19 protein-coding genes and 2 pseudogenes are annotated in these 26238 nt (G+C 55.1%); 6 read left to right on the top strand and 15 right to left on the bottom strand.

What is annotated here, in order from left to right:
* Positions 1 to 117 precede the first annotated feature (117 nt).
* From nirK to BG910_RS09360, 3 genes are all read left to right on the top strand, one after another.
* On the top strand, positions 118 to 1323 hold the full coding sequence (nirK, locus tag BG910_RS09370; protein ID WP_089036605.1) for a copper-containing nitrite reductase: 1206 nt from the start codon (positions 118 to 120) through the stop codon (positions 1321 to 1323).
* 333 nt (positions 1324 to 1656) lie between these two features.
* The gene (locus BG910_RS09365; RefSeq protein ID WP_089036604.1) at positions 1657 to 2157 is read left to right on the top strand and encodes a c-type cytochrome; all 501 of its coding nucleotides are present in this window, start codon (positions 1657 to 1659) and stop codon (positions 2155 to 2157) included.
* An 81-nt stretch (positions 2158 to 2238) separates the two neighbouring features.
* Positions 2239 to 3003 carry a formylglycine-generating enzyme family protein gene (locus tag BG910_RS09360; protein WP_089036603.1) on the top strand — a complete coding sequence of 255 codons (765 nt, stop codon included), beginning with the start codon at positions 2239 to 2241 and terminating at the stop codon, positions 3001 to 3003.
* Positions 3004 to 3362: 359 nt separating this feature from the next.
* On the opposite strand, the gene BG910_RS09350 is transcribed toward BG910_RS09360, so the two are convergent.
* The 4 genes from BG910_RS09350 to BG910_RS09340 all read right to left on the bottom strand — a co-directional run bounded on the left by BG910_RS09350 (position 3363) and on the right by BG910_RS09340 (position 7444).
* Positions 3363 to 4244 (bottom strand): carbohydrate kinase family protein, encoded by an 882-nt coding sequence (locus BG910_RS09350; RefSeq protein ID WP_089036601.1) that lies wholly within the window; start codon positions 4242 to 4244, stop codon positions 3363 to 3365.
* A gap of 1 nt (position 4245) precedes the next feature.
* Entirely contained in the window at positions 4246 to 5568 is a 1323-nt protein-coding gene (locus BG910_RS09345; protein ID WP_089036600.1) for a sugar porter family MFS transporter, read from the bottom strand.
* A 35-nt stretch (positions 5569 to 5603) separates the two neighbouring features.
* Positions 5604 to 5996: a hypothetical protein gene (locus BG910_RS12395; protein WP_157694066.1), complete on the bottom strand. Its 393-nt coding sequence runs from the start codon at positions 5994 to 5996 to the stop codon at positions 5604 to 5606.
* A gap of 161 nt (positions 5997 to 6157) precedes the next feature.
* Positions 6158 to 7444 (bottom strand): MFS transporter, encoded by a 1287-nt coding sequence (locus BG910_RS09340; RefSeq protein WP_089036599.1) that lies wholly within the window; start codon positions 7442 to 7444, stop codon positions 6158 to 6160.
* A 484-nt stretch (positions 7445 to 7928) separates the two neighbouring features.
* Between BG910_RS09340 and BG910_RS09335 the strand changes: the two genes are divergently transcribed.
* Positions 7929 to 10010: a TonB-dependent siderophore receptor gene (locus tag BG910_RS09335; protein ID WP_089036598.1), complete on the top strand. Its 2082-nt coding sequence runs from the start codon at positions 7929 to 7931 to the stop codon at positions 10008 to 10010.
* A 141-nt stretch (positions 10011 to 10151) separates the two neighbouring features.
* Here BG910_RS09335 and BG910_RS09330 read toward each other — a convergent pair whose 3' ends face one another.
* The 5 genes from BG910_RS09330 to BG910_RS09310 all read right to left on the bottom strand — a co-directional run bounded on the left by BG910_RS09330 (position 10152) and on the right by BG910_RS09310 (position 15245).
* Positions 10152 to 11396, bottom strand: coding sequence for a multifunctional CCA addition/repair protein (locus BG910_RS09330; protein WP_089036597.1), 1245 nt, complete (start codon positions 11394 to 11396; stop codon positions 10152 to 10154).
* Between the two features lie 81 nt (positions 11397 to 11477).
* Positions 11478 to 12800 carry an anaerobic C4-dicarboxylate transporter gene (locus tag BG910_RS09325; protein ID WP_089036596.1) on the bottom strand — a complete coding sequence of 441 codons (1323 nt, stop codon included), beginning with the start codon at positions 12798 to 12800 and terminating at the stop codon, positions 11478 to 11480.
* A gap of 270 nt (positions 12801 to 13070) precedes the next feature.
* Complete coding sequence (locus BG910_RS09320) at positions 13071 to 13946, bottom strand: DMT family transporter (RefSeq protein WP_089036595.1); 876 nt, start codon at positions 13944 to 13946, stop codon at positions 13071 to 13073.
* Positions 13947 to 14270: 324 nt separating this feature from the next.
* Positions 14271 to 14690 (bottom strand): DUF4870 family protein, encoded by a 420-nt coding sequence (locus BG910_RS09315; RefSeq protein ID WP_232462191.1) that lies wholly within the window; start codon positions 14688 to 14690, stop codon positions 14271 to 14273.
* 69 nt (positions 14691 to 14759) lie between these two features.
* On the bottom strand, positions 14760 to 15245 hold the full coding sequence (locus BG910_RS09310; RefSeq protein WP_089036594.1) for an aminoacyl-tRNA deacylase: 486 nt from the start codon (positions 15243 to 15245) through the stop codon (positions 14760 to 14762).
* A 118-nt stretch (positions 15246 to 15363) separates the two neighbouring features.
* On the opposite strand from BG910_RS09310, the gene BG910_RS09305 reads away from it, so the two are divergent.
* Entirely contained in the window at positions 15364 to 15720 is a 357-nt protein-coding gene (locus BG910_RS09305) for a RidA family protein (RefSeq protein ID WP_089036593.1), read from the top strand.
* 58 nt (positions 15721 to 15778) lie between these two features.
* On the opposite strand, the pseudogene BG910_RS09300 reads toward BG910_RS09305, so the two are convergent.
* From BG910_RS09300 to efeU, 3 genes and pseudogenes are all read right to left on the bottom strand, one after another.
* A pseudogene (locus tag BG910_RS09300) lies at positions 15779 to 16915 on the bottom strand (Dyp-type peroxidase).
* A gap of 222 nt (positions 16916 to 17137) precedes the next feature.
* Complete coding sequence (gene efeO, locus BG910_RS09295; RefSeq protein ID WP_089036592.1) at positions 17138 to 18304, bottom strand: iron uptake system protein EfeO; 1167 nt, start codon at positions 18302 to 18304, stop codon at positions 17138 to 17140.
* A 14-nt stretch (positions 18305 to 18318) separates the two neighbouring features.
* Positions 18319 to 19172: pseudogene (gene efeU, locus BG910_RS09290) on the bottom strand (iron uptake transporter permease EfeU).
* 206 nt (positions 19173 to 19378) lie between these two features.
* Between efeU and ygfZ the strand changes: the two are divergent.
* A complete protein-coding gene (ygfZ, locus tag BG910_RS09285; protein WP_089036591.1) occupies positions 19379 to 20239 on the top strand; it encodes a CAF17-like 4Fe-4S cluster assembly/insertion protein YgfZ in 861 nt (286 codons plus the stop codon).
* A 119-nt stretch (positions 20240 to 20358) separates the two neighbouring features.
* Here ygfZ and BG910_RS09280 read toward each other — a convergent pair whose 3' ends face one another.
* The 3 genes from BG910_RS09280 to ppsA form a co-directional block, all read right to left on the bottom strand.
* Entirely contained in the window at positions 20359 to 21816 is a 1458-nt protein-coding gene (locus tag BG910_RS09280; RefSeq protein WP_089036590.1) for a TrkH family potassium uptake protein, read from the bottom strand.
* A gap of 742 nt (positions 21817 to 22558) precedes the next feature.
* Complete coding sequence (locus BG910_RS09275) at positions 22559 to 23296, bottom strand: toxin-antitoxin system YwqK family antitoxin (RefSeq protein ID WP_089037222.1); 738 nt, start codon at positions 23294 to 23296, stop codon at positions 22559 to 22561.
* Positions 23297 to 23592: 296 nt separating this feature from the next.
* Entirely contained in the window at positions 23593 to 25980 is a 2388-nt protein-coding gene (gene ppsA / locus BG910_RS09270; RefSeq protein ID WP_089036589.1) for a phosphoenolpyruvate synthase, read from the bottom strand.
* Positions 25981 to 26238 lie beyond the last annotated feature (258 nt).

Raw genomic sequence — 26238 nt, 5'->3', positions numbered from 1 at the left:
AAAGACAAATGTTCACATTTGATGAATTAATTGACTTAAGTCAAGATAAGTAAAAACGTCCGACTACATAATGCCTCCAAACTCAACCCCCTTTCCATTCAACTAAAGGAACATCAAATGAAACGCCAAACTTTAGCTGCAATCATTGCCTCCGTATTTGCTTTAGCTGCTTGCGGACAACAAGCTGCGGAAAAACCGGCTGACGCTTCGACGCCCGCCGCCTCGGAAGCCCCCGCTTCTGCTGCATCAGGCGAACAGGCTGCTTCTGACGTACCCTCCTCCGAGCTGCCCGTTATCGACGCAGTAACCACCCACGCGCCGGAAGTTCCTCCGCCGACAGACCGCACCACTCCGGCTAAAGTCCGCGTGAAAATGGAAACCGTCGAAAAAACTATGAAAATGGCCGACGGCGTTGACTACCACTACTGGACATTCAACGGCGACGTTCCGGGCCAGATGATCCGTGTACGCGAAGGCGATACCGTTGAGGTCGAATTCTCTAACAATCCGTCTTCAACCGTACCGCACAACGTGGACTTCCACGCCGCGACCGGCCAAGGCGGCGGTGCCGAAGCCTCGTTTACCGCACCGGGCCGCACTTCTACTTTCAGCTTCAAAGCGCTGCAATCCGGCCTCTACATCTACCACTGTGCCGTTGCGCCCGTAGGCATGCACATCGCCAACGGTATGTACGGTCTGATTTTGGTCGAGCCTAAAGAAGGTCTGCCGAAAGTGGATAAAGAGTTCTACATCGTACAAGGCGACTTCTACACCAAAGGCAAATACGGCGCACAAGGCCTGCAAGCCTTCGATATGGACAAAGCCGTTGCCGAAGCGCCTGAATACGTCGTATTCAACGGCCACGTAGGCTCAATCGCCGGCGACAACGCACTGAAAGCCAAAGCAGGCGAAACCGTCCGTATGTACGTTGGTAACGGCGGCCCGAACTTGGTATCGTCGTTCCACGTCATCGGCGAAATCTTCGACAAAGTTTATGTCGAAGGCGGTAAACTGATTAACGAAAACGTTCAAAGTACCGTGATTCCTGCCGGCGGCGCCGCCATCATCGAATTCAAAGTCGATATTCCGGGCAGCTACACCTTGGTTGACCACTCCATCTTCCGCGCGTTCAACAAAGGCGCATTGGGTCAACTGAAAGTAGAGGGCGAAGAAAACCCTGAAATCATGACCAAAAAACTGAGCGACACCGCTTACCAGCCTGCTCCTGCCGCCGCTTCCGGCGCAGCGTCCGCAGCAGCTTCAGGTGCGGCCGCATCAGTAGCCCCTGCCGCTCCGGCTTCAGGCGCATCGGCAGCGAAATAAGCTGTAACAGTGTAAAGCTGTAAAAAGCCACTGTCGTCTTTGGCTGATTCAAAGATAACAGTGGCTTTTCCCGCAAATATCCATTCAAAAAAGCAAAACAGCGCAGCGCAAATTCGGCCGGTTTGTTTTTTTGAGTCGGTATCCATAATAATTACAATGTATAGTGAAATAAAATAAGAAAGATACAAGGCGGCAAAGCACAGACAGTACGGGTAGTACGGCACAGATGAACTTGGCGCTTCAGCGCCTTAGTGAATCGTCCTCTTTGAGCCCGGCCGCAGCCAACGAAGTAGGTTTTTTATTTTATTTCACTATATTAATTAAGGAACACATATGAAACACCGATACTGCACCGCATGGGTCGTTTCAGCCCTCACCCTGACAGCCTGCGGTGACAGGCCGTCTGAAAAAGCCGCCTCCGCGCCCGCCGCCCCGCCGTCCGCCTCCGCTGTGCAAACGCCTGCAACCGCAAGTTCCGCCGCCGCTAATGTTTCAGACGGCCTCAGCAAACAAATCAAACTCGGCAAAGCCGTGTATGAAAAAAACTGCATCGCCTGCCATGGCGCAGAAGGCTTGGGCAGAGAAGGCATGTTCCCGCCGCTTGCCAAAGCCGACTACTTCGCCAAAGACCCGAAAAAAATCGTCCAAGCCGTGATCAACGGCGTGAACGGCCAAATTACCGTCAACGGCAAAACCTACAACGGCACCATGTTCTCCATCGCCCTCAACGACGAAGACACCGCCAACGCCGCCACCTACATCCTCAACAGCTTCGGCAACGCAGGCGGGCAAATCAGCGCCGCAGACGTTGCCGCCGAACGCGCGAAACAATAAAACAGATGCCGTCTGAAAACCGGTATGGATATTTTCAGACGGCCGCACACATCCGCAACCATTTCAATAAAGAGCAACGCCATGAACACCATCCGTATCCTGTTTCTCAGCACTCTGCTCGCCTGTGGCGGCGCAGCAGCGTCCGACATGGTTAAAATCGACGGCGGCACCTACCGCCCGCTTTACCTCAAAAAAGACACCCCGATGATTACCGTCGGCGCCTACAAAATCGACAAATACCCCGTAACCAACGCCGAATTTGCCGCCTTCCTCAACAAACACCCGCAATGGAAAAAAGGCAAAATCAGCAGCAAACAGGCCGAAGCCGCCTACCTCAAGCATTGGATTAAAAACGGCGGCGACAGCTACGCCCCCAAAGCCACCGACCTCAAACACCCCGTAACCAACGTCTCTTGGTTTGCCGCCAACGCCTACTGCACCGCACAAGGCAAACGCCTGCCCACCATAGACGAATGGGAATTTGCCGGCCAAGCCTCCGCCACCCAGAAAAACGGCGCACTCGAACCCGGCTACAACCGCACCATCCTCGATTGGTACGCCTACGGCCGCCAAAAAGGCCTGCAAAACGTCGGCCGAAGCCAGCCAAACTATTGGGGCATCTACGATATGCACGGTCTGATTTGGGAATGGACGGAAGACTTCAACAGCAGCCAGCTTACCGCCGCCTCATCGTCCGCCAACCAAATGTTTTGCAGCGGCGCCGCCGTCGGGTCCAGCGACCCGAGCAACTACGCCGCCTTCCTGCGCTACGGCATCCGTACCAGCCTGCAATCCAAATATGTGATGGATAACTTAGGCTTTCGCTGCGCCGCGCCGGTTAAATAAGTTTGTTTTCAGACGGCCTCAAACAGCCGAACGCAAAAGGCCGTTTGAAAACGGTTAATCCTAACGGCTTCATTTCCTCCTGAGCAGGAATAACGCCCGCGAAAATTCGGTTGCTGAGCATAGCCGAAACACTTGCACTGAGTGTAGCCGAAGTCAGACGGCCCTTTTGATTTTTGAAAAGCCTCGGATTAAACATTTCAGACGGCCTCAACGCCGACAAACATTTTCTACATCACCAAAGCAGCTTAGGCGATACCGAAAGGTATCGCCGTTTTTTTACTTGTTTGAAAACGGCCAAAACCGAAAAAGGCCGTCTGAATTGTTCAGACGGCCTCTGGGTTGAACCTGCCGAACCCCGCTTAAGCCGGATTCATAAAGGTTTCGATTTCCTGCAATGAAATTTCGGGCGTTGCGCCGTGGCGGGAGGCGACCAGCGCGCCGAGTGCGCAAGCGAATGTTACCGCTTCCTGCGGGTCGGCGTGGTTGAGCAGTTTGTAGGTCAGGCCGCCCAAAAAGCTGTCGCCCGAGCCGACGGTGTCGGCCACTTTGACGCGGAAACCGCTGTGGCGGTAAAACCGGTCGTCCGTATATAAAACCGCGCCGTGGCTGCCCAGCGTCACGCAGATGGTTTTCACGCCGGTGAGTTCGGCCAGATAGGCGACATTCTGTTCGACGGAATGGTAGGGCGAACCGTAAATTTCGGCCAACTCATAAAGCTCGTCGTCGTTAAGCTTCACGATGTCGGATTTTTTCATGGTCGCCAGCAGGCGGTCGGTGTCATAGTGCGGTTTGCGCAGGTTGACGTCGAAAATCTTGAATTTCGCCGCGTCAATCAGTTTGTCTAAAGTCGCGCGGGAGACTTCGTCGCGGGTGGCGAGGCTGCCGAAGATAAAGGCATCCGACTCGGCAACGCGCGCCAATGTTTTTTCCTCCACCCGGATTCTGTCCCACGCGCAGGGGTAAACAATTTCGTATGAAGCGCTGCCGCTTTTGTCCAAAGTGACTTTGACAAGGCTGGTCGGGCATTCGTCGCAGACTTGGAGCAAATCCGTATTGACGTTTTTGCTTTCAATCTGGCGCAACAGCTCTTTGCCGTCTTCATCGTTGCCGTAACGGCTGATGACGCTGCCGTCCACGCCCAATGATTTCAGGCGCACGACGACGTTTAACGGCGCACCGCCCAATACTTTGCCGCTCGGGAAATCGTCCCACAGCACTTCGCCGAAACTGGTTACTTTCATTTTAATCTTCCTTAATCAAAGATTTAGACAAATCTTCCAAAGACACCCCTTTGGTTTCGGGCATCATGGTCATCACAAACAGAAGCTGCAACACCATCATCGCGGTAAAGCAGACAAACACCCAACTTGCGCCGATGCTGTCAAACAAGAACGGAATCGCCGCAGGAATGGCCGCTGCCAATACCCAGTGGGTCGAACTGCCGAGCGACTGGCCTTGTGCGCGCAGATGGCTGGGGAAAATCTCAGAGATAAATACCCAAATGACCGTACCCTGGCCGATAGCGTGCGCCGCGATAAACAGGAAGAAGAACAGCGGAACCGCCATACCCTGCCATTGCTGGAAAAACGCCAGCGAAACCAAACCCAGCGAAATAATGTAACCGAACGAGCCGATATACATCAGCTGGCGGCGGCCGAGTTTGTCGATCAGAGAAAGGCCGACAAAGGTGAAAATCAGGTTGACGATACCGATACCCACGCTGCTCAGCAACGCAGCGCTTTTTTCCAAACCGGCGATTTCAAAAATACGCGGGGCGTAATAAAGAAACGCATTAATGCCTGAAAACTGGTTGAAAAACGCGATCAGAAAAGCCAACAGAATCGGCAGGCGGTATTTGCGCTGCCACAGACTTTCGGTTTTACCGTTTTCCTCCTTGGCGGATTTTTCCAACTCGGCCACATCCGCATTCGGATCGATCTGCAACAGAATATCACGCGCCTCGGCATAACGGCCTTTCATCGCCAGCCAGCGCGGCGACATCGGAATCGCCAAAACCATCAGCGTGTAAATTGCAGCGGGCACAACCTGAATACCCAGCATCCAACGCCAAGTATTCGCACCCAAATCCAAACTGGAGAATACGAAGTTCGACAGATAGGCAATCAAAATGCCGAATACGATGTTGAACTGGTACATCGCCACCAAACGGCCGCGTTTTTCAGCCGGCGCGATTTCCGAAACATAAGCCGGCGCCGCGATGGTTGACGCGCCCACACCCAAGCCGCCGATAAAGCGGAAGAAGGCGAATGTCCACGGATCATTGACCAGCGCCGAACCGAGCGCGCCGACCACATACAAAACACCGATGGCAATCAGCGTTTTCTTACGGCCGAATTTGTCGGTCGGCACACTGCCGAAGATCGCACCGATAACCGTACCCCACAAGGCAGAAGCCATCACCACCATGCCGTGGAATTTCGGCGTACTCTGCCACAATTCCTGCAAAGCCTGGTCGGCACCTGAAATCACCACCGTATCGAAGCCGAACAGAAAACCTGCCAGCGCCACGGTAATGGACCAATAAAGCAATTTGGATTGGTTCATAAAAACGTCCTCACTCAATCACGGGTTAGTCGGATTTACTGCAAAAACGGCTGAAAAGCCTTTTCAGAAGGCCTTACAGCAGAAACTTCCGTTTTCCGTAGTTTTGTGCGGACGCAGCTACCGCCGCGCATTCGCAATCTTATTATTCTGTCCGCGCCTTGTAATCTTATGCAAAAAAACAGGCTAAGGGCATTATGTTTTAAAACTACCTGACTGACAAGCTGCGCGGCGGGCGTTTGCGGGGAAACTTGATACACCGCAAGGAATCGCCTGTTCCGCCTGCGCAGGCGCATATTTTCTTTCAGACGGCCTGTTTGGTTTTTTGGTTTTTTTTGAAAGAAAAGTACATATTGCGGGCCGAGGCCGTCTGAAAAATAGTGCGGCATGTAAGGCGGTTGATATTGGGTAAGGTGGGTGCTTGCACCCATGCGGTTTTAGATTTTCATCAATTTTGTTTGGCCTAAAAGTCTTGGAACGCATGGGTGCAAGCACCCCTACAACTTTTTAAAAATCAGAAAGGCCGTCTGAAATCCGACTGCACCCGCAATCAAATTTCAGACGGCCTGTTCATCAATCAGCACGTTCCCAATTAATCCTCTTTCGCCTTCAGGAAAAACACCGCCACCGCCGCCAGCAGAATCACCGCCGCCGCGCCGGCATACAAATCGTTTTTCGCCCAACCCGCGTCCAGCAGCGCACCTGCGGCCAGCGGCGACACAATCGAGCCGACGCGGCCGACGCCGATGGTCACGCCCACGCCCGTGCTGCGGAAATCGGCGGCGTAGAGCGTCGGATTAATCGTGTACAGACCTGCGATACAGCCGTTCATCAGCGCGCCGAGCAATACGGCGAACACCAGCGACAAAGCCAATGTATTGGCGGAAAGGAAAGCAAACACCGCTGCCGCCGAGAGACCGGCAAACGCAATCAATACCGTGCGCGGCGTCCAGCGGCTGACGAGGAAGCCGAACACCAGCGAGCCGACCGCGCCGCCGATGGAAACCGCCATGCCGACCGTCTGGCTTTGCGCCTTCGCCATGCCCGCCTGCTCTAAGAGTGCGGGCGTCCACGAACTGACGAAATAATAAGCCGACATCACCGCGATAAACGCCACCCAAATCAGCAGCGTGGTTTTCAGATATTCGGGTTCAAACAGGCGCAACACGGAAACTTTGGCCTTTGCCGCCTGTTCGGGAAACGACCACGCGCCGTCCAAACCCATTTTCGCCACGATGCGGTCGAGCCGCGCTTTGGCACCGGCGGGGCGTTTGTTCAACAGAAAATCCACCGATTCGGGCAACAGCGCCACCAGCGCAACCACTGCTGCCAGTGTCAAACCCGCGCCGACCAGAAAAACCGAGCGCCAACCGTAACCGCCCTGCAAAACCACCGCCGACATCCCGCCCAGCATCGCGCCGATGCCGAAGCCCGAGGCGTAAACCGCAATCGCCAGCCCGCGCCATTTTTTGTTGGCATACTCGCTCACAATCACGTTGGTACACGGCAGAATCCCGCCCACACCCAAGCCCGTGACCACGCGCCAAAGCGCGATGCTTTCCAGCGAGTGCGCAAAATAAGTCATCAGCATTCCGAGCGCCGAGAGCAGCGTCGAAGCAATCAGCAGCGGACGGCGGCCGAATTTGTCCGCCAGCGGCGCCAGCAGCATCGAGCCCGCGGTCATGCCGAGCAAACCCGCGCTCATCAGCGAGCCGATATGCTTGCCCGTCAGCCCCAGTTCGGCCTGTATGCTTTTGGCGGTAAACGCCACCGCCAGCACGTCGAAGCCGTCCAACATATTCAAAACCACCGCCAAACCGACCACCATCCACTGATAGCCGCTCATCGGCGAAATTGCAATTTTCTGGCGAAAATCCATGTTTTTCCTTCTTGATTATCGCGTTCCGACGCATCTGGCCGTCTGAAAACGACCGACACGCGCTTAAAAGTATTCAGACGGCCTGCACTATAAAGACATCCGCCCATGCAATCAAATGCGAAATTTTCGGAATTGTATGAATCCGATTCATTCAGCAGGAATGTTTTGGGCGGGAAAACGGCCGAGGCCGTCTGAAAACCTGTACTACGTTTTAAAAACCCAATTTTCAGACGGACAAAACCTCAAACCACCAAAATAATCACTTTATTTACAACGCCCTATCCAAAAAACAAACTTTTCGAAAATTGAAGAACTTACCCAAACCGTTCCGTCCTACATTTGCCAACACAAACAAAAACCCATATCATTAACAGCCCTTTTCCCGTTAGACTTTTCCCGTTAGAAAAGAAAAAACACAATCAGACTAAAGCCGTCTGCCTTTAACGCTTTTTCAGACGGCCTCATTTCCGGATTTTAAAAAACCATGAATAAAACTTTCACCCGAAGCCTGATTGCCGCCGCAGTATTCAGCATCTACCCCCCCGCTTTCGCCGCCGACGCGCAAAACGCAGCCGCACCTGAAAGTGCCGAGTTGGCAACGGTCAATGTGGTCGGCTCGATCAACAAACTTCAGGGCGTGCCGTTCCGCCAGGCGAAATCCGCCGTCAACATCAACGCCGAAACCTTAAGCGAAGAAGGCGTGGAAAAAGCCGACGAACTCGGCCGCTATCAGGCCGGTTTTACCAGCCAGCCCTACGGCAGCGACACCAATACCAACTGGTTCCGCGTACGCGGCGCGGAAGCGAGCCAGTCGGTTGACGGCGCGCCTTCGATTGCCTACGGCTTTTTCACGCCGCAAACCGAAATGTTCGGCGTGGAAGCGGTGGAAGTGACCAAAGGCGCCGACGCGATTACCTACGGCGCGGCCAATTCGGGCGGCCTGATCAACTACGTCAGCAAGCGCCCGCATAAAAACCAAGTCAGCAAAGGCGAAATCAAAGCCCAAATCGGCACAAAATCCCAACGCGGCATCGCGGCGGATTACACAGGCCGTCTGAATGCCGACGACAGCCTGCGCTACCGCATCGTCGGTTCGTACCGCAACGGCAAAGGCGAATGGCACGGCACGGGTTCGGAAACCTATTATTTCGCGCCCTCGCTGGCTTGGGACATTTCCGACCGCACCAAACTCAACCTGCTCGCGAGCTACCAGAAAGACGTCGGCACGCCCAGCTCGAATTTCCTGCCCATCGAAGGATCACTGATTCCGTTTGAAGGCAAAACCATTTCCCGTTCGACCAATTTGGGCGATCCGACTGTTGACCGCGAGCGCAACAAGCAATACTCGCTGGGCTACGAATTCAGCCACGATTTCGGCAAAGGCGTATCGTTCAGTTCCAACTACCGCTACAACCATGTCGACAACCGCCACCTCGGCGTGTTTGCCAACTATTCCGCATTGGGCGCGGGCGGCATCGGCACGCGTGATGCGGTGTTCAACGACGGCACGGCGAAAAGCCACTCCTTCGACAACCGCCTGACGTGGAAAACCGAAACCGACGCGGTGAAAAACACCCTCATCGCGGGCATTGACTACCGCCGTCAAAACGTCAACGCGGTTTACGACAGCTGGGGCAACACCGTTACCCCGGGCAGCTTCAACGTCTTCGCGCCAAACTACGGCATCAGCGTCACTCCAAAAGGCACGCAGACTGCGCTGAAAGCCCGCCAGCTCGGTTTCTACCTGCAAGACAGCATGCGCATTTTCGACAAAGTGCAGCTTACCGGCGGCATCCGCCACGACCGTGCGGAAAACGAGGAATTGTCGAGCGCGCAGAAAGTGAAGAAAAACCATACTTCCTACTCTTCTTCGCTGATGTATCTCGCGCCCTACGGCATCAGCCCGTACATCGCCTACAACGAATCCTTCCGCCTGCCCAACGGTTTGAGCAACGGTCAGAAACTTTACGACCCGAACATCACCAAGCAGATCGAAGCCGGTGTGAAATACATGCCCTCATGGCTCGACGGCAAAATGTCGCTCGCGGCGTTTAAAGCCAAAGACGAAGGCGCCTTGGTATTCGACGGCACCAGCGGCACCACCGCCAGCAGCGCCGATCCCGTCAAACGCAAAGGCATCGAATTCCAAGCCGATGCCAACCTGACCGACAACATCAACGCCGCCGTCGCCTACACTTACCTGAGTTCCGTGACACAAGGCAGCAACGGCGACGTGCGCAACCCGCTCGCGCCGAAACACACTCTGTCCGCCCGTGCCGCCTACGCCTTCAACCAAGGCGCGTTAAACGGTTTGAAAGTCGGCGCAGGCGTGCGCTACATCGGCAAGAGCCAAAACGTTACCAGCGTCTGGGCACCCTATTCCGGCGCAAGCGTACCGTCGGCCACCGTGTTCGACCTCTTCGCCCGCTACGATTTCGCCCGCAACTGGACGGCGCAAGTCAATGTGGACAATCTGACCGACAAAAAATACGTCGCCGGCTGTAACTACTGGTGTTACTACGGACAAGGCCGCAGCGTTTTGGGCAGCGTCAGCTACAAATTCTAAACCGACGGATGCGCAGGCATCCTGACAGACAACACAGGCCGTCTGAAAATTTTTCAGACGGCCTGATTGTTTGCCAAGCAAACGGTGTTTACTCCTAAAAAATACGGCCAAGAAAACCTGTACCCCCCCCCCGCTCTGCCGCTATTTGCTCTGCCTGTTTTTGCAGGCCGTCTGAAGCGGCTCGATCTGCAAACGCCTTGCGCGGTCGATTTGGCCGGCGATCAGTTCGGGTTTGCCGATGCGGCGGCATTCGGCGGCGATGGCGGCGGCATCAATGCGGTTGGCGGCGTCGAGCAGAGAGAGCCAGTGGTCGCGTTGGGGGTAGGCGGCGTTTTCAAAATTCAGACGGCCGCGCACGTCGGCGATACAGACGTTTAAGGCCGTCTGAAAACGCTCGGGACGGCGGAAAGCGTCGGTTTGGCGGAACACTTTAATGATGGTGGCGGCTTTGAGCCGGAAAGCTTGATGGAAGATGATGTGCCAGCGGCAGACGAGTTCGGCGAGCTCGGCGCAATGTTTGGGCGCGCGCAGGCGGCTGTTGACGGCGCGGACGGGTTCGACGCCGTTGAGGTCGTGGCCGTGGTGGCGCGGCAGGATGTCGGGCGGGGTTTTGGCTTTGCCCAAGTCGTGTAAGAGCGCGGCGTAGCGTTCGGGCAGGCTCAAATCCATGTCGGCGGCGCATTGGAGCACCATCAGGGTGTGGATGCCGCAGTCGATTTCGGGGTGGTAATCCGCCCGTTGGGGAATGCCGAAGAGGGCGTCGATTTCGGGCAGCAGCACTTTGAGCGCGCCGCATTCGCGCAACACTTCCAGCATGCGGCGCGGTTGGCGTTCCATCAGCCCTTTGGCCAATTCCTGCCAAACGCGTTCGGCGACCAATGCGCCGGCTTCGCCGTTTTCGACCATATTTTTCATCAGCGTCATGGTTTCGGGGGCGATTTGGAAACCGTAGCGGGTGGCGAAACGGGCGGTGCGCAAAATGCGGACGGGGTCTTCGGCAAACGCGGGGGAAACGTGGCGCAGAATGCCGTTTTGCAGATCCTGCCGCCCACCGAAGGGGTCGATGATGAGGCCGTCCGAATCCTGAGCCATGGCGTTGATGGTCAGGTCGCGGCGGAGCAGATCCTGCTCGAGGGTAACGTCTTTATCGGCGTGAAACACGAATCCGGCGTAGCCTTTGGCGGTTTTGCGCTCGGTGCGGGCGAGGGCGTATTCTTCGTGGGTTTCGGGGTGGAGGAAAACGGGGAAATCTTTGCCGACGGGCTGAAATCCGCGCCGAATCATGCTTTCGGCGTTTTCGCCGACGACGACCCAGTCGCGGTCTTTGACGTCGAGGCCGAGCAGCGCGTCGCGGACGGCGCCGCCGACGAGGTAGGTTTGGAACATGGCGGGTCTTTCGTTTTTTTATTGTGGAAGGCCGTCTGAAAAATATCACGGCATTTTTTCAGACGGCCCGACAGCAAATCCCTACAGCATCACTTCGGCAAACAGCAACCCGAATCCCAAGCTGAATATCAGGCTCAGAAGCCCGGGTATCATGAAGCTGTGGTTGAAAATGTATTTGCCGATTTTGGTCGAACCCGTACTGTCGAAGTCGATGGCGGCAATGATCGGGCCGTAGTTGGGGATGAAGAAATAGCCGTTTACCGCCACAAACGTGCCGATGATAATCGGTGCGGGAATGCCCAGCGAGATGGCGATGGGGAACAGCGTGGCGACGGTTGCGCCCTGACTGTTGACCAATACCGACAAGACAAACAGCGCAAAGGCGAATGTCCACGGTGCGGTTTCGACCAGGTGCTTGACGGTTTCTTTCACTTCTTCCAAATGGCCGTGCATCAGCGTATCGCCGAGCCAGGCCACGCCGAAGACGGCAATGACGGCGCGCATGCCGGCGTGGAACACCGAGCCGCGCGTCATTGCATCACCGTTTGGTTTGCAGATCAGAATAATCAGCGCAGCGGCGGAAAGCATCACGATTTCAATCGTATGCGCCATACCCATCGGCTTGGGTTCGTCGCCGAATACGGGGCGCAGCTCGGGCAGCGCACCCATCAAGACCACCAAAAACGCCGCCGCCAGAAAAATACCGACCGACCATTTCGCCTGCGGTTTGACGTGTAAATCCACGTTTTCGGTTTTATCGACCGCATGCGCTTTGACGTATTCGGGATTTTTCAGCAATTCCTGATAATGCGGGTCGTCTTTCAGCTCTTTGCCCAATTTGTTCACAAACACGCAGGCCAAGCCGATGCCGAGAATGGTGGACGGCACGGTTACTTTCAACACGTCCGCCATCGTGATGTGCTGCGGCTCAAGATAGCTCACGGTCGCCACCACCGCCGCGGCAATCGGGCTGGCCACAATCGCAAACTGTGAGGCGATGACCGCCATCGTCAGCGGGCGTGACGGGCGGATGCCGTTGCGGCGGCTGACTTCGGCAATCACCGGCAGCACCGAATAAGCGACGTGCCCCGTACCTGCCAAAACGGTAAAGAGGTAAGTCACCATCGGCGCGATAAAGGTGATGTATTTCGGATTTTTATGCAAAACCCGCGTGGCGATTTTAATCATATAGTCCAAACCGCCCGACGCCTGCATGGCCGCCGCCGCCGACACCACCGCCATAATCATCAGCATCACGTCAATCGGCGGGCTGGTCGGTTCCAGCCCGAAGCCGAACGCCAAAACCGCCAAGCCGATACCGCCGAACACGCCCAAGCCGATACCGCCGGCCTGCGCCCCCATCAAAATACACAGCAGCACAATGGCAAACTGGATAAAAAACATGGCTGACATACAAAGTTCCCAAATAAAACGCCCGACACGGGCACAAAAAAATCGCGCAAACGCCGCAAGCTCTGCCGACTGAAGTTCCGCCTTATCCTATCCATGCCGTCTGAAAAACAGTCGGTCGATAAGACATAAACGGTTAGCAATTATACAGAAACTGGATTTTGCAGACCATTGCAAGCGTTGCCGTGTAAAAACAAAAAGGCCGTCTGAAAATCAAAATACGATTTTTCAGACGGCCTAAACAACTGTTTCCCAACAATTAAATTAAATCCCAAACAGCGCGCGGATATCCGCCCAATAAAACAGACAGGCCACCGCCGCCAGCGCAACGCTGATGCCCGCGGCGTTGATGCTGCTGATCTTTTCTTTAAACAGCCACGCGCCGACGAGCGTTCCCAACACAATCACGCCCATGTTCATGCCCGCAAACACCAGCGTCGGGTTGCTGCTCATCACGCGGTGCGCGCCGATATAGGTCGTGATGTTTAAAAAGTTCAAACCGCCGAGCAACACGCCGCCGACTACGCCCTCTTTCGTCCATTTCGTACCCTTGGCAAACAGATAGCCGAACATCAGAATCCCTGCCAAACAAAACGCCACCAACAGGTTGCCCGCAAACGCCGTACCGCTTTTGGCAAGCTGTTTGAACAGAATATCAATGACGCCGTAACCCGCCCAAACCCCCATCAGCAAACCCGCCTGCGCCATCATGCCGCCCGACTGTTTGCCGCCCTCTGATTTCCACAACAGGCAAAACAGCGCCACAAACGCCAGCACAATCCCGATCAGCCGCCCTTCCGTGAGCTTTTCGCCAAAGAGCGCAAACGATGCGGCAATCGGCAGAAACAGCGACAGCCGCTGCGCCGCATCGGATTTCACAATCCCCGCCGCATCCACCGCGCGTCCCATAACCACAAACACCGACGGCAGCAGCACGCCCAGAGCGGCAAACAGCCACCACGTCGGCAGAAACGCCCGTGGATTGCCCAAATCGGGTTTCAACACCAGCATCGTCAGCGCAACCGCCACGATGTAGTTCACCCCCACGGCCTGTCCGATGTCGATTTTCTGGCGGCGCGCGATTTTCAGCAAAACCGAGACCAAAACGCTGCACATAATGCTGGCTAAGAGATAGCTCATTCAGTTTCCTTAAAAGGGATTGGGAAATTTTGTAAAAATTTAAAGGCCGTCTGAAATCATCGCTGACGTCATTCCCGTACAGTCGGGAACCTACGGTTAGAAACAGACAATGTATTGTTTTAAAATAAGTTTCAGAAGGTCAAGCATGGATTCCCGCCTGCGCGGGAATGACGTCGGTTGAAACATTAACCGTTTCAGACGGCCTCTAATCAGTTGTTTTACATTTTTGTAAAAGTTTCAGATTACGAAACAAAATTTTCAGACGGCCTGCATCATAGCAAGGCCGTCTGAAAAAGGGAATGCGGAAAAACCAGCCAAACGGCCTTACAGCCAGCCGTTGGGATCGACCGCTTTGCCGTCGTTAAACTTGATAAACCCGGCCACCACGCGGTAGGTAAACCAAATATAACCCGCAAACAGCACAAGCAGGCCGATTAAGATAAAGCTGGTAATCCAGCCGACAACCAGAACGGCAAGGCCGTACCAAAACGTTTTAATCAGATAATCGATATGGCATTCATACGCCGTACCGCGCATATCGTCGCGTTTCACATAAGCCACAATCACACCGATCAGCGCGGAAACGCCGACAAGAATGGCCAGTGCGTAGAGACCGTAAATGACCATAATATAGGTGCGCAGATTGTCTTGCGGGGCGTTTTGCTGAATGGTTTGCGGAACATGGGGTTGGGCGTTTTGCTCTGCGTCTTGCGGCACGCTGTTTTGTTCGTTGATGTCGTCCATTGTTCAATCCTTTCTAAAAGTAATATAGAAGTCGTTGTAAAAACTGAAAAGGCCGTCTGAAAACCCCACTCAAGCATCCACCGCCACATTCACCGTCTGCGGATTCAGCGCTTTCAACGCCTCGGGGGAAACGGCGATGACGAAACCGCGTTTGCCGCCGTTGATATAAATCACCTTTTCCTGCCAGATACCCGCTTCCACATACACCGGCAGCGCGGTTTTGGTACCGAACGGCGACGTGCCGCCGACCTGATAGCCCGTCCATTTCCGCGCCTGTTCCGGGTCGGCAGGCTCGATGTGTTTCATACCCAATTCGCGCGCCAGATTGCGGGTGGAAATGTGTTTGTCGCCGTGCATCAAGACAATCAGCCCTTTTTTCTGCTCGTTTTGCAGCACGATGGTTTTGACGACCTGATGCTCGGGCAGGCCGAACTCGACGGCAATCTGTGCCGTACCGCCGTGGTCTCCGTAGGTGTAGAGCAGCGGTTCAAACTCAGTCTTCTGCGCCCGCAGCGCGCGGACGGCGGGGGTAACGGGATAACCGTATTTACTCATATCCTTTTATTTTCAGACGGCATCAGCCAAACAGAGGCCGTCTGAAAACATTCCTGTTCCGTCAAACAAACGCGCCTATGTTACCATACCTCGTTTTCAAAATCTGCAGGAGCCCGCCATGACCATCCGCTATTTCGGCCAAACCGACCGCTTTTCCGAAGCCGTAACCGCCAACGGTTTCGTTTTCCTCTCGGGCATGGTGCCCGAAAACGAAAGCGCCGGCGCCAAAGCGCAAACCGAAAACGTGTTGGCGCAAATCGACCGCTGGCTCGCCGAATGCGGCAGCGACAAAAGCCGCATCGTCGAAGCCACCGTCTTCCTCGCCGACATGGCCGACTACGCCGCCATGAACGAAGCGTGGGACGCTTGGGTCGCCCCCAGCCATGCGCCGGCAAGGCTGTGCGCCGAGGCTAAGCTGGCAAAACCGGAATGGCGGGTGGAAATCAAGGTTTCGGCGGCGCAGGCAGAAAAATGAAACGAAGGCCGTCTGAAAACAAAACTTTTCAGACGGCCTCTGTCAATATCGTGCGGCATCAGCCCGCGTCAAACAGCTGTTGGCCGAAAAAGCCGCCTTTTTCCACGCCGGGCAGGACGAAGAAATAGCCGCCGCCAAACGGGCGGATGTATTCTTCCAAAGGCTCGCCGTTCAACAGATTCTGCACAAACAGAAAACCGTCGGCTAGATTAGCCTGATACATCACCAAAATCAACCCCACATCAAGCTGCCCGTTTTTCGCCAAGCCCAAAGAATAGTTAAACGGGCGGCAGAAGAGCTGGTGTTTTTTCATAAATTCCGGGTCGCGCGGATTGCCCAGCCGTATATGGCTGTCTTTCGGAATGGTTTTGCCATCGGGGTCGGCGGCGTATTTCGGCGCTTCGCCTTCCTGCTGCTGCCCCAGCGGCGCGCCGCTGTATTTTTCGCGGCCGAAAATCGCGTTCTGCTCTTGCAGCGGCGTGCGGTCCCAGAATTCCACAAACTGACGGATGATGCGCACCGCCTGATAGCTGCCGTTGGCCGCCCAAGCCGGTTCGTCGCGGCTGTTTTCCGCCACGCCCGTCCACAACACCTGGTCGGCCACTTTGGGATCGTCCACCTTCGGATTGCCCGTGCCGTCGCGGTAGCCGAACAGATTGCGCGCAGCCAGTTGGAAAACTTTTCATTTCCTGCAAATGCTTGGGCTTTTTCGCCGCCAGGCCGAAACGGCTGTCGAACAGCGAAGCGCCCACGCCCAGCGTGATGGTCAGGCCGTCGGGCGGCACGTTTTTGCCCAGCAGGCCGCTGCCGGCGGGCGGCAATTTAGCATCTCCGTCTTGCAACTCGCCGCCGCGGGTGAGAAATTCGATGCGCGCGGTCAGCATACGGAACAAATCGATCAGGCGCACCGGCTCGGTGGCGGTTACGTCAAACGCCGCCATGATGCCGAACGGCTGGTGCGGCGTGGTAATGCCCCCGCTTGGTGGACGCCGTAGCAGTCATAGCGGGTTTGGCTGTGGACGGCGGAGGCGCAGTCGGGCACGGTGTTGCCGTCTGAAGTTCTACCGTCTGCTTTATCCTGCGGTTTGCACGCAGCCAGCGGCGCGACGGCAAAACCGATGCCGACGGCTGCGGCGTTTTTCAGCAGCGCACGGCGGGCGGGTTGCTCGGGCGCAGTTTTGTTTTGTGCGGACATGGCGTGTTCCTGTCGGAATTTAATTGGAAAAATGGAAGCCGTCTGAAAAACACGGTAAGCCGTTTCAGACGGCCTTTATTGCGGCGGGTGGGATGTTCGAATCAACCTTTGCATAACCTGCCTGAATGCCGTCTGAAATTTTTCAGACGGCATTTTTAATTCTCACGAAACTTCAGGCTGCCTGAAAACGGCGGAATACCGTATTCAGGCAGCCCGTCGGGCTTAGTTCAGACCCAGCGTGCCGCGAAGTTGCGCCAGATCTTCCGCCAGCGCATTGATGGGCGTTTGCAGGGTTTTGCGGTCGGCTTCGCTCAATTTGTCGTAAGACTGGAAGCCGTCGGCAGTCTTGTATTTCGCCAAAATGCCGTTCACCTGCTTGATGTTGGCATCGACTTTTTCCACCAGCGCCTTGTTTTTCTCTTCCAGCAGCGGGCGGAACAGATTCACGATTTTATCCGCGCCGTCGATGTTGGCCTGGAAATCGCTCAAGTCGGTGTGGCTGTAACGGTCTTCCTCGCCGCTGATTTTGGTGGCGGCCACTTCTTCAATCAGCACCGCCGCGCCGCCGACCACTTTGCTGGGCGGGAAGTTCAGCGCGTCGATTTCCGCTTTCAGTTTTTTCACGTCCGCATCCAGCTTGTCGGCGGTTTCAGCCGCACCTTTGGTGGTGTTTTCCGTCCACAGCAGGTATTCCAAACGGTGGAAGCCGGTAAAGGCGGGATCTTTCGGGCCGTTTTTCAGATCGTCTTCGCGCATGTCGATGGCGGGATCCAGCTCGTTAAACAGCTCGGCAATCGGCTCGATGCGTTCGTAGTGCGTGCGCGTGTCGGCAAACAGCGACTTGGCTTTGGCGGTGTCGCCCGCTTTCACGGCGGCGGTGAAGGCTTCGGTTTTTTTTACCAGCTCGGCCGCTTCGGCCTGAACGTATTTTTTGTATTCCGCCAGCGGCGCAGCCAGCTTGGCCATATCGGCGGTGTTGCCCGTGTCTTTGAAACCGCTGTCGGTTACCACCAGCTTGCCGCGTGGATTGTTCAGCAGGCCGCAGGTCATTGCGTATTCGCCCGGCAGCAGGGTCACGGTGAGTTTGTCGCTCAAACCCGGCGCGATGTTTTCGCGCTCGTCCACCACCATCACGCCGTTCAAAATTTCCCATTCCAACTTTTTGCCGGAACTGTTTTGGATGTTGAACGTGGTTTTACCGCTGGGTACTGTCAGTTCCATCGGTTCACAGGCTTTGTCGTTTACCGCCACATTCACGCTGCCGTCGGCCGCAACAGAGGAAGCCTTGCCCGCAGCGGATGCGGCGGTTTGCTCGGCAGCGGGCGGCTGGCAGGCGGCCAGCGCCAGCAGGGCAGAGAGGGAAAGCAGGGACAATCGGGTTTTACGCATAGCAGTCACACCTTTCAGGCAGTTTGGGAAGAAGAAGGCTCAGCAGGCTTGCTGCCGCGCAGAAACAGAAACAATACCGGCAGAAGATAAGCGAAATACAGCACGAAATCGCTCAACACCGGATGATGGGTGTAGCCGAAAAAACCGCCCAGCAACACGCCCAGCGGGCTGTCTTCATGCAGCACGCCCGACCAATCTAGCGGCATGGTCGACGACCAGTCCAGCGGGTTCACCTGCCATACATTCCACACGCCCGCCTCGTGCAGCGCACGGAACGCGCCGGCAAACAGCCCCGCCGCAATCACAATCAGCAGCACGCCGGTGGCACGGAAAAAGCGCGCCAGATTCAGGTGCACGCCGCCCTGATACACCAGCCAGCCCACCGCCAGCAGCAGCCCCAGCACCGCACCTGCCGGCATCGCCGCAGAAGGGCTTTGGGTAAACACCGCCAACAGAAAAACACGCTTTCCAGCCCCTCGCGCAATACCGCCAGAAACGCCATCAGTACCAAAGCCCAGCCCTGCCCGCTGCCGCGCCGCAAGGCTGCCTGAACCGACTGTTGCAGCTGCGCTTTCAGGCTGTGCGAAGCTTTCTGCATCCACAAAATCATATAAGTGAGCATCCCCACCGCCACCAAGCCGATGGCGCCCACCAAAAATTCCTGCTGCTTCTGCGGAATTTCGCCCGCAGTTTTGAAAAAGCCGATGCCCGCCGCCGTACACAACAGCGCCGCAAGCGCTACGCCCAGCCACACTTTCGGCATCAGCCGTCCGTAGCCGGACTGTTTCAGAAAACCGGCGACAATGCCGACAATCAGCGCAGCTTCGATGCCTTCGCGCAGGGTGATGAGCAGGGCGATAAGAAACATAGCGGAATCAATATAGATACAAATAACATCATTTTCCGCTAATAATTGCACAAATGCAAACTATTTCCATCCAAACCACGCGCGATACCCAAAATTTAGTTTGTAAGGCAAGTAAGGCCGTCTGAAAACAAAAACTTTTCAGACGGCCTTTATTTCCGCTTGCGCAACCCCAATTTAATTTAAAAACCGTTTTCCAGGATTCCGCCATGCAGACCCTTTTGCCTTTTTTCAGCGTCGTGCGCGTCAGCGGCGACGACCGCGCCGATTTTCTCCACAACCAGCTTTCCAACGACGTTAAAAACCTCGTCGAAAACCAAGCCTGTTACGCGACTTACAACACGCCCAAAGGCCGCGTCATCGCCAATATGCTGGTACTCAACCGCAGCGGCGACATTCTTTTAATCATGGCGGCGGATTTGGCCGAAGCCGTGGTCAAACGCCTGCGGATGTTCGTTTTGCGCGCCAAAGTCGTGTTTGAGCCTCTGCCCGGTTTCGGCGTGGCGGGCGAATTGGACGACAGCGCAGAAGCCGTTCCCGCCGCCGAGCCGCATTTATCGTTTGCCGCCGAAGTTTCAGACGGCATCCACACCATATTCCTACCGCACACAGGCCGTCTGAAAACCGGCGAAACCGCCGCCCTGCCCGACTTCGATCCCGCCGCCGAAAACGCTTGGAAACTGCACGAAATCCGCAGCGGCTATGCCTGGATTTCCGAAGCCACCAAAGAAACCGCCGTCGCGCAAATGCTCAACCAACACCTCATCGGCGGCGTGCATTTCCGCAAAGGCTGTTACCCCGGCCAAGAAATCATCGCCCGCGCCCAATACCGCGGCCAGGTCAAACGCGGCTTGGCGGTGTTGGCAGGCGGCTCGCTCGAAGCCGCGGGCATTGCCGTGCAAACCGGCGGCGAAGAGGCCGGCCAAATCATCAACACCGCGCTTACCGATACCGGCAGCCTGAGTTTGGCGGTAATTAAATTTTCCGCCGCAGAAGCGGCGCTGACCGATGCCGACGGCAACGCCTTGAAACAGGAGAAGCTGTTTTTTACGGTTGAGGCGGGGGAGTAAGCCGTATCTCAAGTGCCGCGTTCCGTTTCATCTTGAGTATTACGATAAAGGCCGTCTGAAAATTTTCAGACGGCCTGAAATTTATTATGCCGCCCAAGCGGTGCAACCTTCCGGCAAACCTATTTCCGCCAATACGCAGGGGTAAACAGAATCAGCACGGTAAAAATTTCCAAACGCCCGAGCAGCATCACGGCGGTGCAGAGCATTTTCTGAATGTCGGACAAACCCGCGTAATTGCCTGCGGGGCCGACGACGCCCAGACCCGGTCCGGCGTTGGTAATGCAGGCGACGACGGCGGAAAAGGCGGAAATGAAATCCAAGCCCGTCGCCATCAGCAGAAAGCTGAATACGACCACGGTCATGAAATAAACGAAGATAAACGCCATTACCGTCAGCGCGGTGCGCTCAGGGATGGTTCGGCTATTTACCTTGACGGTGCGCACGGCGCTGGGGTGGAGTAAAACGGTCATTTCGCGCAGGCTGAATTTAAACAACACCAGCGCGCGCACGTTTTTAATCCCGCCCCCCATCGAACCGGAGCTCGCCAAAACGTTCGACAAAAAAAACATCCAAAGCGACACAATCAGCGGCCATTGGGCAAAATCGGCATTGGCAAAGCCGCTGGCTAGACCGATGGAAACAAAATTGAAGCCGGTAAAACGAAACGCCTCGCCCAAAGTCGGGTAAAACCCCGTGTGCCAAAGATAAAGCGCCGCCGCCGCAATGCTGGCCAGCAAAACCAGCAGCAGCACGCGGCATTCCTCGTCCTTCCAATACACCTTGAGCGAACGCTGCCCGATCGCGGCAAAGTGGCCGGCAAAATTAATCGCGCCGAAAACGGTAAAAAACATCAGTGTCCACTCGATTTGCAGCGAATCAAAATGGGCGATACTGTCGTCGTGGGTCGAAAAACCACCCAATGCCACCGCCGACATTGCGTGGCACACGGCGTCAAACCAGTTCATGCCCGCCCAATGCAGCGCGAAAAACGCCGCCACCGTCGTCAGTGAATACGCCGCCCACAATTTTTTCGCCACTTGGGAAATGCGCGGCGCCATTTTGCTGTCTTTATCGATGCCCGGAATTTCCGCTTTGAAAAGCTGCGTTCCGCCCACGCCCAACATCGGCAAAACGGCCACCGCCAACACGATAATCCCCATACCGCCCAGCCAGTTGAGCATATGCCGCCAGAAATTGACCGACGGCGCAAGCGTATCCAACCCCGTAATCACCGTCGCCCCCGTCGTCGTCAGCCCCGAAATCGCCTCGAAATACGCATCGGTAAAACTGATTTGGGGCAGATGCAGATAAAGCGGCATCGCCGCCACCAGCGCAAACGCCAGCCACAGCATCAACACCAGCGTAAACCCGTCTCGCGCGCGCAATTCGCGGTTGAATTTCCAAGTCAGCAGCCAAATGGTGCACGAAGCAAAGGTCGTTACCAGCGCTGTGCGCGCAAATGCAGGAAACGCACCGTCGGCATAAAAAGCCGACATGGCCGTCGGCACTGCGAGCAGCATCGAAAACAGCAGCCCGAGCTTGGACAAAACGTGGATAATCGGTATGACTTTATACATGGCGGCGGTTGGTTTGGATTGTTTTTAAACGGGATTTTGGACGTTACGGATTTTCAGACGGCCCGGGGTTTGTAAAAGGCTAAAGGCCGTCTGAAAGCGCATTTTAGCAAATTCCTTTTCGGCTGACTTTGCTGTTTCGCGGGGGAATGGCGGGAGTTTCTGTAATAAAGTCAGTCGAACTCGAAAATGTGTGAATGTCATTCCCGCGCAGGCGGGAATCCAGAAGGCTAAATCCACACGACTGTTTGTTTTAAAAACATTCCTCAAATCAAATACCTGGATTCCTACCTGTGCGCACTGCCGTCAGGAATAAATTTCCTTGAAATATCAATCAGTTACAAAATTAATATTTCAGAAAAATAAAACTTAAAAAATATCAATAAGTTGTCTGAAATCAAATTCATAAAACCGGCTGATTTTCAACGCCAAATTTTGAAGTTCCTACAATCTGTCCCCTCTCCTGCGCCTTGCGCAGGGGAGGGAGCAGATTGCAGTAGCTCGACCATTTCAGATTTTGAGTCCGACTGCGGCTAAAAACGCCGGAAACATCAGCATTTCAAGTTTTCAGACGGCCTTGGTGTTATTTCGACAACCATGCGCCTGCGCGGGAATGACGAATCCAGCGTTTCAGACGGCATTTGGGGATTTTCACAAAACCCCAGGCCGTCTGAAAAACTGCCATACCCAAAAACAAGAGGCCGTCTGACAATTCAGACGGCCTCTTACCTACCGTAAAACCTGTTTAATCAATCACCGCACCCGATGCATCCCAATAAGTTTTCTTGATCAGTCGGTCGTTTTGATACACCGCTTCGGATTTCTTTCCGCCGTCGTCATACCAGCCCAACACCACGCCGTTGCGGCGGCCGTTGCTGAGGTCGAGTTCGGTCAGCAGCCTGCCGCTGTCGTCCCAACTGAGCATTTCGACGGGTTTGTCGTTGACCATAGTCATTTCCATTTTCGGGCTGCCGTCGGCATACCATTGTTTCCATAAGCCGTTGGCTTTGTTGTTTTTAAACTGGATTTCGCTTTCTTTGTTGCCGTTGCGGTAGTAGCGCGAGCCGGTGCCCTCGCTGGAGCCGTTGACATAGGGCATGACGGCGGATTTCCGGCCGTTGGGATACCAGTTGATCCATTCACCGTTGAGCTTGCCGTTGCGATAGCTGCCGACCATTTTTTTACGGCCGTTGAAATGCCAGAGCGTCAGCGTGCCGTTTTCCAATACGGGGACGAACACTTTGATTTGCGCAGAGGGAACGCGGTAGGGGTCGGAATATTTCTTCATCGAGGGGTAGTAGAAATCCTGCACTTCCGCGATGCCCGCGTTGATGGTGTACTGGCGCACATAAACCACCGCCGACATGGTGGCGGTAATTTTGCCCTGTTGGTTGAAATAAACGGAATGGATTTGCGCCAATGCCGGGGCGGCGATGCCGTATAAAACGGCGGCGGTCAAACCTGTTTTCCAAAGCCGGTTCATCATCTGCTTTCCGAATCAAAAAAGTCTGATTTGAAATTTATGCTTTATGTTCAAGATTATAGCGAAGTGTTTGCGCGGTTGTGGCGGGAATCGTCCGAACGGTAGTAACGGAGGACAAGCTGTCGGTTTCAACCGCTGCAACGGTCAGGCCGTCTGAAAATTCCGGTGCGCTTCAATCTGACTGTTTGTTTAAGACCTTCATGATGCTGGAAAGTTCACAACCTTAACGCCTGTTTTCATTAAAAAAACCGCCCTGCTTCATGCAAGGCGGTTTGTTATACCGTTTTCAGACGGCCTTATTTACCCAATTCGTCAGCCAGATAGAGCCAGGTTTCGATCACGGTATCGGGGTTGAGCGATACGCTTTCGATGCCCTCTTCCACCAGCCATTTGGCAAAATCAGGATGGTCAGACGGACCTTGTCCGCAGATGCCGACGTATTTGTTTTGCTTGCGGCAGGCGGAAATCGCCAGATGCAGCATCACTTTTACGGCGGGGTTGCGCTCGTCGAAAGTAGCGGCAATCGGGCCGCCGCTGTCGCGGTCAACACCCAATGTGAGCTGGGTCATATCGTTGGAACCGATGGAGAAACCGTCGAAATATTGCAGGAACTGCTCGGCCAAGAGCGCGTTGCTCGGCACTTCGCACATCATAATCAGGCGCAGGCCGTTTTTGCCGCGTTCCAAACCGTTTTCTTTCAAGGCTTTGATGACAGACTCGGCCTCGCTCAAGGTACGCACAAACGGAATCATGATTTCGACGTTGGTCAAACCCATTTCGTCGCGCACGCGTTTGAGCGCTTTGCATTCCAGTGCAAACGCATCGGCGAAGTCTTCCGATACATAACGCGCCGCGCCGCGGAAGCCCAGCATCGGGTTTTCTTCGTGCGGTTCGTAGAGGTTGCCGCCGACCAAATTGGCGTATTCGTTGGATTTGAAGTCAGACATCCGCACGATGGTTTTGCGCGGATAAACCGATGCAGCCAGCGTAGCCACGCCCTCGGCGATTTTATCGACGTAGAACTCGGTCGGCGATGCGTAGCCTGCGATACGGCGGTTGATTTCCGCTTTCAATTCATCACTCTGCTTGTCGAATTCCAGCAAGGCTTTCGGGTGGATGCCGATTTGGCGGTTGATGATGAATTCCATACGCGCCAAGCCGATGCCTTCGCTCGGCAGGCCGGAAAAGCTGAAGGCCAGCTCGGGGTTGCCGACGTTCATCATCACTTTGGTCGGCGCTTTGGGCATATTATCGAGCGCAACGTCGGTGACTTCGACATTGAGCAGACCTTCGTAAATCAGGCCGGTATCGCCTTCTGCGCAGGAAACGGTAACATTTTGGCCGTCTGAAAGGCATGAAGTCGCATCACCGCAGCCGACCACCGCCGGAATACCCAGTTCGCGAGCAATAATCGCCGCGTGGCAGGTGCGGCCGCCGCGGTTGGTGACGATGGCGGATGCGCGTTTCATTACCGGCTCCCAATCCGGGTCGGTCATATCGGTAACGAGCACATCGCCCGCTTCCACGCTTTCCATTTCGGAAGCGTGTTTGACCAGACGCACTTTGCCCTGACCGACTTTCTGACCGATGGCGCGGCCTTCGCACAATACTTTTTTCTCGCCGCTGATGGCATAACGGCGCAGGCTGCGGGTGCCGTCTTCTTGGGATTTTACCGTTTCAGGGCGCGCCTGAAGGATGTAGAGTCTGCCGTCCAAACCGTCGCGCCCCCATTCGATGTCCATCGGACGGCCGTAGTGTTCTTCGATAATCAGCGCGTATTTCGCCAACTCGGTCACTTCGTCGTCGCTGATAGAGAAGCGGTTGCGGTCGGCTTCGGGCACATCAATATTGGTCACGGATTTGCCCGCCTGCGCTTCGTCGGTGAAAATCATCTTGATTTGTTTCGAACCCATCGTTTTGCGCAAGATGGCGGGCTTGCCCTCTTTCAGGGTCGGTTTGAACACATAGAATTCGTCGGGATTGACCGCACCCTGAACGACGTTTTCGCCCAAGCCGTAAGACGAGGTAACGAACACCACTTGGTCGTAACCCGATTCGGTGTCGATGGTGAACATCACGCCGGACGCGCCGCTGTCGGAGCGTACCATACGCTGGACGCCCGCAGACAACGCCACCACGTCATGCGCAAAGCCCTTGTGGACGCGGTAGGAAATCGCGCGGTCGTTATACAGCGAAGCAAACACATGGTGCATCGCCTCTTTCACGTTTTCCAAACCGTGAATATTCAAGAAAGTTTCCTGCTGGCCGGCAAACGAAGCGTCGGGCAGATCCTCGGCAGTCGCGGAAGAGCGTACGGCAACGGAAATATTCTCGCTGCCCGCATCGGCGACCATTTTGTTCCAGGCCGCTTCAATGTCGGCGTTTAATTGGTCGGGGAACGGCGTGTCCAAAATCCATTGGCGGATTTCCTTGCCCACGCGCGCCAGCTCGGCCACGTCTTCCACATCCAATGCGGCCAGCGCTGCGGAAATACGCTCGTTCAGCCCCTCATGCGCCAAAAAGGCGCGGTAAGCTTCGGCGGTTGTCGCAAAGCCGCCCGGCACACGCACGCCTTTTTCGGTAAGTTGGCTAATCATTTCGCCCAAAGAGGCGTTTTTACCGCCCACGCGCTCCACATCGCTCATGCGCAGGTTTTCAAACCAGATAACGTAATCAGCAGCCATGTTTCTTCCTGTCCTGTCGTTCAGTGTATGTTAAAAAAGAAATAAAACCGTGCGGTTATTCTAAGCCATCAAAAGGTTTCCTGTCATGTATTTTATGCACGGCCCGCCTGCCCGTGCCGTCTGAAAAATTGCGGGTTTCAGCCGTGTAGCAAAATGAAACAAACTTGCCCAAATACTATTCAAAACACTTATACCTTTATAAAACATAGGGTTCAAAATAAATTAATGATTTTTCAGACGGCTAAACTGTTTTAATTT

The sequence above is a fragment of the Neisseria chenwenguii genome (assembly GCF_002216145.1).
In the GTDB taxonomy this organism is placed as follows: Bacteria; Pseudomonadota; Gammaproteobacteria; order Burkholderiales; family Neisseriaceae; genus Neisseria; species Neisseria chenwenguii.
The sequence above is the reverse complement of the archived record's forward strand: the minus strand, read 5'-3'. Positions and strand labels throughout refer to the sequence as shown.

Bases quoted from the DNA above. Each gene is read 5' to 3' on its own strand.
- BG910_RS09340 (WP_089036599.1), bottom strand. From the start codon at position 7,444: ATGGATTTTCGCCAGAAAATTGCAATTTCGCCGATGAGCGGCTATCAG.
- BG910_RS09325 (WP_089036596.1), bottom strand. From the start codon at position 12,800: ATGTTTTTTATCCAGTTTGCCATTGTGCTGCTGTGTATTTTGATGGGG.
- ppsA (WP_089036589.1), bottom strand. From the start codon at position 25,980: ATGGCTGCTGATTACGTTATCTGGTTTGAAAACCTGCGCATGAGCGAT.
- BG910_RS12395 (WP_157694066.1), bottom strand. From the start codon at position 5,996: ATGGGTGCAAGCACCCACCTTACCCAATATCAACCGCCTTACATGCCG.
- BG910_RS09360 (WP_089036603.1), top strand. From the start codon at position 2,239: ATGAACACCATCCGTATCCTGTTTCTCAGCACTCTGCTCGCCTGTGGC.
- BG910_RS09350 (WP_089036601.1), bottom strand. From the start codon at position 4,244: ATGAAAGTAACCAGTTTCGGCGAAGTGCTGTGGGACGATTTCCCGAGC.
- BG910_RS09315 (WP_232462191.1), bottom strand. From the start codon at position 14,690: ATGGACGACATCAACGAACAAAACAGCGTGCCGCAAGACGCAGAGCAA.
- BG910_RS09275 (WP_089037222.1), bottom strand. From the start codon at position 23,296: ATGAACCGGCTTTGGAAAACAGGTTTGACCGCCGCCGTTTTATACGGC.
- BG910_RS09345 (WP_089036600.1), bottom strand. From the start codon at position 5,568: ATGAACCAATCCAAATTGCTTTATTGGTCCATTACCGTGGCGCTGGCA.
- BG910_RS09310 (WP_089036594.1), bottom strand. From the start codon at position 15,245: ATGAGTAAATACGGTTATCCCGTTACCCCCGCCGTCCGCGCGCTGCGG.
- BG910_RS09330 (WP_089036597.1), bottom strand. From the start codon at position 11,396: ATGTTCCAAACCTACCTCGTCGGCGGCGCCGTCCGCGACGCGCTGCTC.
- BG910_RS09320 (WP_089036595.1), bottom strand. From the start codon at position 13,946: ATGAGCTATCTCTTAGCCAGCATTATGTGCAGCGTTTTGGTCTCGGTT.
- BG910_RS09305 (WP_089036593.1), top strand. From the start codon at position 15,364: ATGACCATCCGCTATTTCGGCCAAACCGACCGCTTTTCCGAAGCCGTA.
- BG910_RS09335 (WP_089036598.1), top strand. From the start codon at position 7,929: ATGAATAAAACTTTCACCCGAAGCCTGATTGCCGCCGCAGTATTCAGC.
- ygfZ (WP_089036591.1), top strand. From the start codon at position 19,379: ATGCAGACCCTTTTGCCTTTTTTCAGCGTCGTGCGCGTCAGCGGCGAC.
- nirK (WP_089036605.1), top strand. From the start codon at position 118: ATGAAACGCCAAACTTTAGCTGCAATCATTGCCTCCGTATTTGCTTTA.
- efeO (WP_089036592.1), bottom strand. From the start codon at position 18,304: ATGCGTAAAACCCGATTGTCCCTGCTTTCCCTCTCTGCCCTGCTGGCG.
- BG910_RS09280 (WP_089036590.1), bottom strand. From the start codon at position 21,816: ATGTATAAAGTCATACCGATTATCCACGTTTTGTCCAAGCTCGGGCTG.
- BG910_RS09365 (WP_089036604.1), top strand. From the start codon at position 1,657: ATGAAACACCGATACTGCACCGCATGGGTCGTTTCAGCCCTCACCCTG.